Annotated in this window: 11 protein-coding genes and 1 riboswitch; of the genes, 8 read left to right on the forward strand and 3 right to left on the reverse strand. The window is 69.6% G+C overall.

The genetic code is table 11. The features are described from left to right. Positions 1-74: 74 nt before the first annotated feature. A riboswitch (FMN riboswitch) is annotated at positions 75-223 on the reverse strand. Between the two features lie 177 nt (positions 224-400). Then, positions 401-1,087, reverse strand: coding sequence for an XRE family transcriptional regulator (locus tag HWW87_RS24210; protein ID WP_174433581.1), 687 nt, complete (start codon positions 1,085-1,087; stop codon positions 401-403). A 216-nt stretch (positions 1,088-1,303) separates the two neighbouring features. Then, the gene (locus HWW87_RS24215; RefSeq protein ID WP_175822451.1) at positions 1,304-2,479 is read right to left on the reverse strand and encodes an MFS transporter; all 1,176 of its coding nucleotides are present in this window, start codon (positions 2,477-2,479) and stop codon (positions 1,304-1,306) included. Positions 2,480-2,626: 147 nt separating this feature from the next. Here HWW87_RS24215 and HWW87_RS24220 point away from each other — a divergent pair, with 147 nt between their 5' ends. The 8 genes from HWW87_RS24220 (at position 2,627) to lnt (ending at position 10,963) form a co-directional block, all read left to right on the forward strand. Next, entirely contained in the window at positions 2,627-3,559 is a 933-nt protein-coding gene (locus tag HWW87_RS24220) for a LysR family transcriptional regulator (protein WP_174433583.1), read from the forward strand. Between the two features lie 214 nt (positions 3,560-3,773). Continuing rightward, the gene (miaB, locus tag HWW87_RS24225; protein WP_174388582.1) at positions 3,774-5,147 is read left to right on the forward strand and encodes a tRNA (N6-isopentenyl adenosine(37)-C2)-methylthiotransferase MiaB; all 1,374 of its coding nucleotides are present in this window, start codon (positions 3,774-3,776) and stop codon (positions 5,145-5,147) included. A 33-nt stretch (positions 5,148-5,180) separates the two neighbouring features. Continuing rightward, entirely contained in the window at positions 5,181-6,227 is a 1,047-nt protein-coding gene (locus HWW87_RS24230) for a PhoH family protein (protein WP_174388583.1), read from the forward strand. Between the two features lie 156 nt (positions 6,228-6,383). Further along, the gene (ybeY, locus tag HWW87_RS24235; protein ID WP_174433586.1) at positions 6,384-7,160 is read left to right on the forward strand and encodes an rRNA maturation RNase YbeY; all 777 of its coding nucleotides are present in this window, start codon (positions 6,384-6,386) and stop codon (positions 7,158-7,160) included. A gap of 12 nt (positions 7,161-7,172) precedes the next feature. Then, positions 7,173-7,805 (forward strand): gamma-glutamylcyclotransferase, encoded by a 633-nt coding sequence (locus HWW87_RS24240; protein ID WP_175822452.1) that lies wholly within the window; start codon positions 7,173-7,175, stop codon positions 7,803-7,805. A gap of 70 nt (positions 7,806-7,875) precedes the next feature. Next, positions 7,876-8,028: a hypothetical protein gene (locus HWW87_RS24245; RefSeq protein ID WP_175822453.1), complete on the forward strand. Its 153-nt coding sequence runs from the start codon at positions 7,876-7,878 to the stop codon at positions 8,026-8,028. A 294-nt stretch (positions 8,029-8,322) separates the two neighbouring features. Next, entirely contained in the window at positions 8,323-9,210 is an 888-nt protein-coding gene (locus HWW87_RS24250; protein ID WP_059504489.1) for a transporter associated domain-containing protein, read from the forward strand. A 52-nt stretch (positions 9,211-9,262) separates the two neighbouring features. After that, positions 9,263-10,963, forward strand: coding sequence for an apolipoprotein N-acyltransferase (gene lnt, locus HWW87_RS24255; RefSeq protein ID WP_175822454.1), 1,701 nt, complete (start codon positions 9,263-9,265; stop codon positions 10,961-10,963). A gap of 54 nt (positions 10,964-11,017) precedes the next feature. Here the strand turns inward: lnt and HWW87_RS24260 are convergent, their stop codons facing one another. Continuing rightward, entirely contained in the window at positions 11,018-12,682 is a 1,665-nt protein-coding gene (locus HWW87_RS24260; RefSeq protein ID WP_175822455.1) for a hypothetical protein, read from the reverse strand. Positions 12,683-12,807: the final 125 nt, after the last annotated feature.

Consider the following 12,807-nt stretch of genomic DNA (forward strand, 5'->3'; position numbering starts at 1 on the left):
GGGCATTGCAAACAGACAGAACGACAACCCGCTTCGCATGCAGCGCGAAGCGGCCCTGACGGACATGACTATCTGCACATCTTCTCTCATCCGGACTGTGACCGTCGGCTCTGGCATTCGACCAGATCTGCTGACCCCGCGCGGATGCGCGGGCGCTCGCGGGCTCGCCGGCTTACGCCAGCCTACCGCCGGTGGGGAATTTCGCCCCGCCCTGAAGACGCACTGATTGCCGGACGGGAACGCCCCGTCACCGGCGGGCCAAGCATACAACAGCCGCGCGCGACGCGCAGCGTAAAACCTTACTGACGACCCCGTCTAACGGCATCGTCCGAACGGCCGCCGGGCGAACCCGCGATCCCGCGACAGTCGGGAACGCGGTCGCGCCGCGCGGCCCGCGCGATCAGTTGACGGCCGCGTGCGCCGCATCGGGCACGAGCCAGCGCGGCGGCACCTCGGGGCTCACCGTCACGCGGAACGCACGCGCCTCGCTGTCGCCCGGGTTGCGCAGGCTGTACGGCTGGTCGGCATCGAACACGATCGCGTCGCCGGTCGCGAGCAGCTGGCGGCGGTCGTGCACGCTGACTTCGAGCGTGCCTTCGCTGACGACGAGGTTGACCGTCGTGCCGGGTGCGCGACGTGCGCCCGGCTCCGTATGCAGCGGCGCGATCCGCAGCTCGTGGAATTCGGCCGCGGCCGGCTCGCCTTCCGGGTACAGCGCACGTGCCGAGAAGCGGCCGTTCGAGCTGACGACGCGCGACGCGCGCTCGGCCGCCAGGTGCTCGAAACCGTTCACTGCATGGCGTCGCAGGAACGCGGCGACCGACACCTTCAGCGCCGCGGCGATCTTGCAGAGCACCTTGATCGACGGCACGCTGCGCGCCGATTCGATCTGCGCGAGCATCGCGCGCGACACGCCGGACAATCGCGCAAGCGCATCGAGCGACAGTTGCCGCTCGGCGCGCAAGCGCGCGAGATTCACGCCGACGACCTGCTCGAGCGCGTCGAGCGACGCGGACGCGCGCGGGTCGGCAGCATTGCCGGACTCGAAGGAAGACACGTCGCGCACGAGCGCCAAGGATGAAGACATAGCATTGCCTCCGGGCCGCTGCGCGGCCCTGCGTAGGGGGTAAGCCGGAATGGAATCGGGTTGCGCCAGTCATGGCGCGTATCGAGACGCTATCACCCGGCCTGGCACGGGCAAACGAAGTTATCTTCACACCGTTATCAGCATCGCGGAGGAATGCGTTTCTCGCGAACCTTTTCCTGCCGCTATGGCGTCGCCGTCAGCGCGCCGCGGCGACGCTCACTGCGCCGCCGGCGCGGCGTCGCGCGCCGGGCCGCGCGCGTCGAGCCGCATCGCGAGCCACGTGACGAGCAGCGCGACGAACGTCACCGCGACCGCCACCCACGGCAGCGCATCGAGCGCGAAGCCGTGTTCCAGCGCGAGGCCGCCGAGCCACGCGCCGCCCGCGTTGCCGACGTTGAACGCACCGATATTCAGCGTCGACGCGAGATGCGGCGCACTCGCGGCCTTCTCGACCACACGCGCCTGCAGCGGCGGCACCGTCGCGAACGCGGCGATCCCCCAGACGAATACGGTGACGGCGGCCGCGACCGGCAGGTGGCTGGTCTTCGCGAACACGGCCATCACGGCCATCAGCGCGACGAGGATCGCGATCAGCGACGGCATCAGCGCGCGGTCGGCGAGCTTGCCGCCGATCGTATTGCCGACCGTCAGCCCCGCGCCGAACAGCACGAGGATCAGCGCGACCGCGCGCGGCGAATAGCCCGACACGGTTTCCAGAATCGGCGCGATGTACGTGAACACGACGAACACGCCGCCGAAGCCGAGCACGGTCATCAGCAGCGCGAGCCACACCTGCGGCTCCTTCAGCACGCGCACTTCGTGGCCGAGGCCGACCGGCCCGCTGTCGTGGCGGTTCGGCACCAGCGCGGCCACGCCGCCGAGCGCGAGCACGCCGAGCGCGGCGACGATCCAGAACGACGCGCGCCAGCCGAGCAACTGGCCGACGAACGTGCCGAACGGCACGCCGAGCACGTTCGACAGCGTGAGCCCGGTGAACATCAGCGCGATCGCGCTCGCACGCTTGTCGGCCGGCACGAGCGACGCGGCGACCACCGCGCCGATGCCGAAGAACGAGCCGTGCGCGAACGACGTGACGACGCGCGCGACCATCAGCATCGCGTAGCCGGACGCGGTCGCGCACAGCACGTTGCCGACGATGAAGATCGCCATCAGCAACTGCAGCGCGGCCTTGCGCGGCATGCGGCTCGTCAGCACCGCGAGCAGCGGCGCGCCGACCGCGACGCCGAGCGCATAGCCGGTGACGAGCAGGCCGGCCGACGGCAGCGACACGGCCAGGTCGTGCGCGACTTCGGGCAAGAGGCCCATGATGATGAATTCGGTGGTGCCGATGGCGAAGGCGCTGATCGCGAGCGCCAGTAACGGAATGGGCATGACGTTCTCCGGAAGGCGGCGGCCGCGGCGCAGGATCGGTGCCGCACCGCACAAGAAAGCGGGATGTGCGCGCATTGTCCCGAAGACGCCTATATTTGATAATTGGCGTGGCTTTTGAACCATTTTCAAATATTTCTGGAAAATCGCATGGATCGACTGGGCGACATCCGGCTGTTCGTCGAGGCGGCGGAGCTCGGCAGCCTGTCCGCCGCCGGGCGCAAGCTGAACCTCACGCCGGCCGCCGCGAGCGCGCGGCTCGCGAAGCTCGAGGCGAAGATCGCGACGCGGCTGTTCGAACGCTCGACGCGGCAATTGCGGCTCACCGACGAAGGTAAGCTGTACCTGAACTGCTGCCGCCAGGCGCTGCAGGCGCTCGACGACGCGGATGCGATGCTGCAGGAAGGCCGCAACGTCGTGAGCGGCAAGGTGCGGCTGTCGTCGACGTCCGATTTCGGCCGCCACCAGCTGCTCGACTGGCTCGACGAATTCACGACGCTGCATCCGGGCGTCACGTTCTCGCTGACGGCGTCCGATTCGTCGTCGAACCTGTGGCAGGACGAGATCGATCTCGCGATCCGCTTCGCCGCGCCGCCCGACGGCGCGCTGATCGCCCGCCGGCTCGCGACCAACCGGCGCGTACTGTGCGCGGCGCCGTCGTTCGTCGAACGTCATGGCGTGCCGGCCGATCCGCACGATCTGGCCCGCTTTCCGTGCAACGTGATCACGATCGCGTCCGGCCCGATGAACACCTGGCATTTCACGCGCGGCGACGAAGTGCAGATCCACACGGTGCCCGTCGCGACCGCGTTCGAGACCAACGACGGCGGCCTCACGCGCGAATGGACGCTGCGCGGCCACGGCATTGCGCTGAAGTCGCTGTGGGACATCGCCGACGACGTCCGCGCGGGCCGGCTGCGCGTGCTGCTGCCCGACTGGCGGCACCAGGACGCGCCACTGCACGCGATCTATCACAGCAAGCGCTACATGGCGCCGCGCGTGCGCGTGCTGCTCGACTTTCTCGCCGAACGCTTCGCGCGCGAGGAAGCCGCGCTCGACGACCTGCTGAACGCATGCCGCTGACGGTCGACCCGCCGCCATCTAGGGGTCGGAACCCGGAAGCCGGCGTCGCGCGCCCGCAACCGGCCGCCCGTCCGCCGTGGCGTGAAAAGCTATAATGGAAGGCTTTCCCGACGGCCTTTCCTGCTGGATGCGCGCGATTCGCGTGCAGCGCACGGCCGTCCCGATTCACCCTTGACGACGCCCCCAGGTCAACCACTGCGAACGGCGAATCCCCATGACCAAGAAAGTTTACGTAAAGACCTTCGGCTGCCAGATGAACGAGTACGACTCGGACAAGATGGTGGACGTCCTCAACGCGGCCGAAGGCCTCGAAAAGACCGATACGCCGGAAGACGCGGACATCATCCTGTTCAACACGTGCTCGGTGCGCGAGAAGGCGCAGGAGAAGGTGTTCTCCGATCTCGGCCGCGTGCGCGAGCTGAAGGAAGCGAAGCCGGGCCTGCTGATCGGCGTCGGCGGCTGCGTCGCGAGCCAGGAAGGCGCGTCGATCGTGTCGCGCGCGCCGTACGTCGACCTCGTGTTCGGCCCGCAAACGCTGCACCGCCTGCCGCAGATGATCGACGCGCGCCGCGCGAGCGGCCGCGCGCAGGTCGACATCACGTTCCCCGAAATCGAGAAGTTCGACCACCTGCCGCCCGCGCGCGTCGAGGGGCCGAGCGCGTTCGTGTCGATCATGGAAGGCTGCTCGAAGTACTGCAGCTACTGCGTGGTGCCGTACACGCGCGGCGATGAAGTGTCGCGCCCGCTCGACGACGTGCTGACCGAAGTGGCCGGCCTCGCCGACCAGGGCGTGCGCGAAGTCACGCTGCTCGGCCAGAACGTGAACGCCTACCGCGGCGCGCTGACGGCCGGTTCGACCGACATCGCCGATTTCGCGACGCTGATCGAATACGTCGCCGACATCCCCGGCATCGAGCGGATCCGCTACACGACGTCGCACCCGAAGGAATTCACGCAGCGCCTGATCGACACCTACGCGAAGGTGCCGAAGCTCGTGAGCCACCTGCACCTGCCGGTCCAGCACGGCTCCGACCGCATCCTGATGGCGATGAAGCGCGGCTACACGGTGCTCGAATACAAGTCGGTGATCCGCAAGCTGCGCGCGATCCGCCCCGACCTGTCGCTGTCCACCGACATGATCGTCGGCTTCCCCGGCGAGACCGAGGACGATTTCGACAAGATGATGGCGCTCGTGCACGAGATGAGCTACGACACCAGCTTCTCGTTCATCTACAGCCCGCGCCCCGGCACGCCGGCCGCGAACCTGCACGACGACACGCCGCGCGAGGTCAAGCTCAAACGCCTGCAACATCTGCAGGCGACCATCGAGGAGAACGTCGCGCGCATCAGCCAGTCGATGGTCGGGAAGGTCGAGCGGATCCTCGTCGAGGGCCCGTCGCGCAAGGACCCGAACGAACTCGCGGGCCGCACCGAGAACAACCGGGTCGTGAATTTCCCGGCGCCGCTCGCGTCGCACCCGCGCCTGATCGGCCAGATGATCGACGTGAAGATCAACCATGCGTACCCGCACTCGCTGCGCGGCGAGCTCGTGCTCGTCAGCGACGACGCGAGCGCGGCCACCCACTGACCGACTGACGCCCGACAGGAGCCCGACGCTACTTTGAAGACCGTCCAAGCACTGGAATTCACCGCCCCGCGCGACGACAACGCGCGCCTCGCCAACCTCTGCGGCCCGCTCGACGAAAACCTGCGGCAGATCGAACAGGCGCTCGACGTCACGCTCGCGCGGCGCGGCCACCGGATCACGATCCGCGGGCGCGGCGCCAAGCTCGCGCTCGCCGCGCTCGAAAACTTCTACAACCGCGCGCGCGATCCGCTGTCGGTCGACGACATCCAGCTCGCGCTGGTCGAAGTGCGCCACACGGCCGGCAACGGCCGCCAGGAACCGCTCGACGTGCGCTTTCGCGGCGACCCCGACCATCCGTTCGACGAACCCGTCGTGCAGCTCGACGCCAGCGAGCCGGACGAAGAGCCGGGGCCGAAGCTCTACACGCGGCGCGCCGACCTGCGCGGCCGCACGCCCGCCCAGCGCGAATACCTGAAGCAGATCCTGTCGCACGACGTGACGTTCGGCATCGGGCCGGCCGGCACCGGCAAGACCTACCTCGCGGTCGCGTGCGCGGTCGATGCGCTCGAGCGCGACCAGGTCAAGCGGATCGTGCTGACGCGCCCGGCCGTCGAGGCCGGCGAGCGGCTCGGCTTCCTGCCGGGCGACCTCGCGCAGAAGGTCGACCCGTACCTGCGGCCGCTGTACGACGCGCTGTACGACCTGCTCGGCTTCGACAAGACGGCCAAGATGTTCGAGCGCCAGATGATCGAGATCGCGCCGCTCGCGTACATGCGCGGCCGCACGCTGAACCACGCGTTCATCATCCTCGACGAGGCGCAGAACACGACGCCCGAGCAGATGAAGATGTTCCTCACGCGGATCGGCTTCGGCTCGAAGGCGGTCGTGACCGGCGACACGAGCCAGGTCGACCTGCCGCGCGGCCACAAGAGCGGCCTCGTCGAGGCGCAGCAGGTGCTCGGCGGCGTGCGCGGCATCGCGCTCACGCGCTTCACGAGCGTGGACGTGGTGCGCCATCCGCTCGTCGCGCGCATCGTCGAGGCGTACGACGAATTCCACGCGCAGCATCAGGACGGCTGAGCGGCGGCGGCGGCGCCTGCGCGCCGCCCCCAGCCTCCCGGCCCGGCCCGCCAGACGGCGCGCCGGGCTTTTTTTCGCCCGCGCGCGGCCCGGGCGAATTCGGGCGCGATCGGCCGTTTGGTGTATCCTCAACGCGTCCCAATCGCCGCACGCGTCATGAAATCCTCCCGTTCCCGCCAGTCCGGTCGCGCCCCGTCCGCCGCGTCCGAATCCCCCCGCCTTTCGCTGTTCGACGCGAAGGGCAAAGCCCGGACCGTCAACGCGCAAGGGCTGCGGATCGACTTCCCGGACGGCCGCAGCCTGATGTTCGACCTGTCGGGCAGCTCGGGCGACGCGGCTGTCGCGATCGTCGCGCAGCACAACGATCCGGCGATGCGCGCGAAGCTCGCGCTGCAGCCCGAGCATTACGACAGCGTGACGCTGCACGTCGGCGCCGAATTCGCGCCGCGCGAGGACGACCCCGAAGACGAGCCGCGCGCGCTGGAATTCGACCTGTCCGTGCAGTACGGTGACGAAATCACGAGCGACGTGCGCAAGACGCTGCCCAAACGCAAGCTGATCGCCGAATGGATCGAGCCGGCGCTGTTCGCGAGCGCGCAGCTCACCGTGCGCTTCGTCGGCGAAAACGAAGGCCGTACGCTGAACGCCGGCTACCGCCACAAGGACTATCCGACCAACGTGCTGACCTTCGCGTACGACCCGGCGCCCGACGGCACCGTGATCGGCGACCTCGTGCTGTGCTGCCCGGTGGTCGAGAAGGAAGCGCACGACCAGGGCAAGCCGCTCATGGCCCATTACGCGCACCTGCTGGTGCACGGCGCGCTGCACGCGCAGGGCTACGACCATGAGACGAGCGACGAGGACGCGGCCGAAATGGAAGCGCTCGAAGTCGACATCCTCGCGAAACTGGGTTTCCCGAACCCGTACCAGTAAGCCGTTCGCCCGATGCGTAACCCCGCGATGCTGCCGCCCGCCTACCCGCCATCGATCGGTGAAGGCCGTCTGCTGACGGAAGACGAGCTCGCGGCGTCGCTCGCGCACACGATGCGCGACTGGGACGGCCGACAGGATCTCTGGCTGTTCGGCTATGGCTCGCTGATCTGGAACCCCGGGCTGCCGACCGTCGCCGCCGTGCGCGGCAAGGTGCACGGCTATCACCGCGGGCTCTACCTGTGGTCGCGCGTGAACCGCGGCACGCCCGAACGGCCGGGCCTCGTGCTCGCGCTCGATCGCGGCGGCTCGTGCTCGGGCATCGCATTCCGGCTCTCCGGGCCGACCGCGCAGCCGCATCTCGAGACCTTGTGGAAGCGCGAGATGCCGATGGGCTCGTACCGGCCCGCGTGGCTGCCGTGCTCGCTCGAGACCGGCGAACGCGTGAACGCGCTCGCGTTCGTGATGCGCCGCGACGCACCGACCTATACGGGCAAGCTGCCCGACCCCGTCGTGAAGGAAGTGTTCGGCTGCGCGGCCGGCCGCTACGGCACGACGCTCGACTACGTGAGCCGCACGGTCGACGCGCTGCGCGCGAGCGGCATCCCCGACCGCGCGCTGGAAGGGTTGCTCGCGCGATGCCGGTGATCCGACACGACGCGCGGCCTGCCGCCCTGCGACACCGCGCCGCCCGCGCATCCGCACGAGGACACGCCCGATGAAACAACCGTCACGCTGGTCGCGTTGCAGGATCGCCGCGCTGCTCGTCGCCGCGAGCGTCGCGCTGTCCGGCTGCGGGATACTCGGCTGCGGCGGCGCCGCGACCAACGGCGCGGCCGCCGGCGGCTGCTCGGCCGGCATGCGATTCTGAGCGGCGCGCCGGCGGCGCCCGCCTGCGGCAGAATGCCGCCGTCATCGGCCGTTTCCCGCATCGGGGCGCGCCGCCGTTCCCGCCGCCGTTTTTTGGCCGCCGCGCCCCGCCAGCTCTTTCTGCGATAGGATGGACCCGAGGACGACGTCGCGCCCGGCGCGGCCGTCCGCGAGCGGGGCCCGCGCGAGCCGCCCATCCTGGCCGTGCGGCCGGGTGACACGGCCGCGTCGTGCCCTTGGTGTATCCTTGCCTACTCCGTGACCGCGCGCCCCGGCATGACCCGGGCGCACCACCATGAACGATTCGTATCCCAGTCGTAAGCCAACCGACAAACCGCAAGAAAAGCGCTCGCTGCTCGAGCGCCTGACCGACTTCATCTCGCCCGAGCCCGAATCCCGCGGCGAGTTGCTGGAAATCCTCCAGGACGCCCACGAACGCAACCTGATCGACGCCGACTCGCTGTCGATGATCGAAGGCGTGTTCCAGGTCTCCGATCTGTGCGCCCGCGACATCATGGTGCCGCGCGCGCAGATGGACGCGATCAACATCGCCGACAAGCCCGAGGATTTCATCCCGTTCGTCCTCGAAAAGGCGCACTCGCGCTATCCGGTGTACGAGGAGAACCGCGACAACGTGATCGGCGTGCTGCTCGCGAAGGATCTGCTGCGCTTCTACGCCGAGGAAGAGTTCGACGTGCGCGGGATGCTGCGTCCGGCCGTGTTCATTCCGGAATCGAAGCGCCTGAACGTGCTGCTGCACGACTTCCGCGTGAACCGCAACCACCTGGCGATCGTCGTCGACGAATACGGCGGCGTCGCGGGCCTGATCACGATCGAGGACGTGCTCGAACAGATCGTCGGCGACATCGAGGACGAGTACGACTTCGACGAGGAAGCCGGCAACATCATCTCGGGGCCGGACGGCCGCTACCGCGTGCGCGCGCTCACCGAGATCGAGCAGTTCAACGAGGTGTTCGGCACCGATTTCCCCGACGACGAAGTCGACACGATCGGCGGCCTGATCACCCATCATTTCGGACGCGTGCCGCACCGCGGCGAGAAGCTGCAGCTCGGCAACCTCGTGTTCGAAATCCAGCGCGGCGATGCGCGCCAGGTTCATGTGCTGCTGGTGCGCCGCAACCCGCTCGCCAGCCGTCGCGCCGAAACCTCGCACGAAGACTGACCGTACCGCGCCAGCCGCGCCTCCTTCAACCGCTCGCCCTCTTCCGCTTCACATGGACGATCCGATCCCGTCCCGCCCGGCTGGCGGCCTTCTCGCGCCGGCGCCCGGCCGTGCGCTGCCGCGCTGGCACTATCCGGCCGCGCTGCTCGCCGGCGCGGCCAATACGCTCAGCTTCGCGCCCACGCCGCATGGCGGCTGGCTGCAACTCGTCGTATTCGTCTGGTTTTTCGCGCAGCTGACGCGCACGTCGAGCTGGCGCGGCGCCGCGCTCACCGGCGGCGCGTTCGGCTTCGGCAACTTCATCAGCGGCGTCTGGTGGCTCTACATCAGCATGCACGTGTACGGCGAGATGGCCGCGCCGCTCGCGGGCGGCGCGCTCGTGCTGTTCTCGCTGTACCTGTCGCTGTACCCGGCGTTCTCGGCCGGGCTGTGGTCGTTCTGCGCGGGCCATGCGTCGCATCGCCGCGCCCCCGACCCGCGGCCGTTCTCGCCGACCTGGCACGGCGCGTTCGCATTCGCGAGCGCGTGGGCGCTCGGCGAATGGCTGCGCGGCACCGTGTTCACCGGCTTTCCGTGGCTCGGCAGCGGCTACCCGCAGGTCGACGGCCCGTTCGCGGGCTTTGCGCCTGTGGTCGGCGTGTACGGGATCGCGTGGGTGCTCGCGCTGTTCGCCGCCCTGGTCGTGCAGGCGCTCGCCGCCGCGCGCCCGTCGCCGGTGCGTGACAGCGGAGCAGGCGCATCGAACGGCAACGCGCGCGTGCGCATCGCCGCGCCGGCCGGCATCGCCGTCGCGCTCGTCGCGGCCGGCCTCGGGCTGTCGCAGGTCACGTGGACCGTGCCCGCGAACGCACCGCTCACCGTGCGGCTGCTGCAGGGCAACGTGAAGCAGGACATCAAGTTCGAGCAGGAAGGCATCGACGCGGCGATCAAGATGTACCAGCAGATGATCGTCGAGAAGCCGGCCGACCTGATCGTCACGCCCGAGACCGCGATCGCGGTGATGATCCAGGAACTGCCCGAACCGTTCGCCGTCGCGATCCGCAAGTTCAGCGACACGACCGGGTCGGCCGTGCTGTTCGGCGCGGTCGGCGCGTCGGTGACCGAGGACGGCCACTACGTCGACTACACGAACAGCCTGTACGGCGTGACGCCGAATTCGCGCGACATCTATCACTACGACAAGCATCACCTCGTGCCCTTCGGCGAATTCATCCCGTGGGGCTTCCGCTGGTTCGTCAACCTGATGAAGATGCCGCTCGGCGACTTCGCGCGCGGCGCGCCGGTGCAGAAGCCGTTCCTCGTGCACAACCAGCCGGTGATGGCCGACATCTGCTACGAGGACTTGTTCGGCGAGGAAATCGCCGCGACGATCCGCGACAACCCGCAACCGCCCGGCGTGCTCGTCAACGTGACGAATCTCGCGTGGTTCGGCGACACGATCGCGCTCGACCAGCATCTGCAGATCGCGCGGATGCGCTCGCTCGAAACGGGCCGGCCGATGCTGCGCTCGACCAACACCGGGATGACGGCCGCGATCGACGCGCACGGCCGCGTGCTCGGCCAGTTGAAGCCGTTCACGATCGGCTCGCTCGACGTGCGGATCGAAGGCACGAGCGGCTTCACGCCGTACGTGACGAGCGGCAACAACATCGTGCTCGCGGTATCGTTCGTGCTGCTCGCGTTCGGCTTCACGTTCGGGCCCGGGCTGCGCCGGCGCAATAGCCGGCAGCCCGGCGACGACGAAGCGCGATGACGCAACGGGCCGCTGCCGCGCGCGGCGGCCCGTGACCGCGAACCGGCCGGCCGTTCAGGCCTGCCGGGCCGACCGGTCCGGTTGATCCAATCGATCCGGCTGCGCGGCGAGGCCCCGCAGGTCGCGGCTCACTTCTTCCAGCACCGGCGCCCACGCGCCGAACGTCGGCTGCCGGTACAACGTCGCGGTCGGATACCACGGGCTGTCCCGGCGATCGAGCAGCCACGGCCAGTGCGGATTCACGTCGAGCAGCACCCAGGTGCGCGCGCCGAGCGCGCCGGCCAGGTGCGCGACCGACGTGCACACGGTGATCACGAGATCCAGCGCGCCGATGAACGCGGCCGTATCGTCGAAGCGCTTCAATTCGTCCGTGTAGTCTTCGATCGCGAAACCGGCCGCGCGCGCGGCGGCGACATCCGCGTCCGCCCCCGGCTGCAGCGAATAGAACGTGACGCCATCGAGGCCGCGAAACGCGTCGGCATAGCGTTCGAGCCCCACGCGCCGGAACGGATTGCGCTGATGGCCCGCGCTGCCCGTCCACACGAGCCCGACCTTCAGCCGGCTCCCGCCCGCGAGCCGCGCGCGCCATGCGTCGCGTGCGCCCGGTTCGGCGCGCAGGTACGGCACCGACTCGGCGAGCATCGATGCCGCCATGCCGAGCATCAGCGGCAGGCCGATCAGCGGCACTTCGTAATCGAATGCCGGCAGCGCATCGACGCCGCCGCCCGCGCCGAACACGTCCGCGTGCGCGCCGAGGCTGCGCTGCATCAGCGCGCCGAGCGCCGGAAACGTATTCCACGCGAGCCGGCCGCCCTCGCGATGCACGCGTTCGGCGAGCGGCGCGATGAAGCGGCAGAACTGCAGCACGTCGCCGAGCCCCTGCTCGCCCCACACCAGCAGCGTCTTGCCGGCGAGCGGCTCGCCCTGCCAGCGCGGGCCCGGCAGCGCCGGCCGGCGGCCGCGCAACTCGCCCGCGCCGTCCCAGCGCGCCTCGTGGCCGCGCCAGCCGGCCGCGTAGTTGCCGCGCACGAGCTGGATGATCGCGAGATTGAAGCGGAACGACGCATCGTCGGGCGCCAGCTCGCACGCACGCGCCGCATGGCGCTCGGCATCGTCCCAGCGCTGCGCCTCCTTCATCGCCATCGCGACGTTGTTCATCGCGAGCGCGTTGTCGGGCGCGAGGTCGGCGAGCCGCGCGGCGCACGCGAGCGCACCGTCCAGATCGTGCGTCGCGATCCGCGCGACGACGAGATTGATCCACGCCTGCACGTCGTGCGGATCGTGCTTCACGGCCGCGTCGAGCAGCGCGATCTCCTCCGCGCGATCAGCGCCCGACAAGCGCAGCGCAATCGCGAGGTTGTTGCGCAGCGACGGCCAGCCGGCATCGATCGCGAGCGCCGCGCGGTACGGCGCGACCGCATCCGCGTGACGGCCGGCCATCTGCAGCGCGTAGCCGTGGTTGAAATGCGCGGCCGCGCCCGGCTGCGCACGCGCCGCGCATTCGGCAAGCGCAACCGCATCGGCCGTGCGCTGTCGAGCAACCAGCGTGGCCGTGAACTGCGCGATCGCCGCCGCATCGACCGCATGCAGATGGGCGGCGGCGGCCAGCCACAGATCGTGCGCGGCGCGCTCGCCGCGCGCGTGCGCGTCGGCGGCCTGTCCGAGCAGCGCGAGGAACGGCGGAAGCAGCGGAATCAGAATATCGGTCGAGTCGTCCATGCAGTCGGCGTCGGCAAGCGGTGACGCGGCACGCGTGGCGCGCGCCGCAATACGCGCATCTTAACGCCCGCGCGAAGCGCCGCGGCATGGCGCCTGCGCCCGTGTGCGCAGGCCGCCGGACCGGT

Source organism: Burkholderia sp. BCC0419, from assembly GCF_902830285.1.
Lineage (GTDB): Bacteria > Pseudomonadota > Gammaproteobacteria > Burkholderiales > Burkholderiaceae > Burkholderia.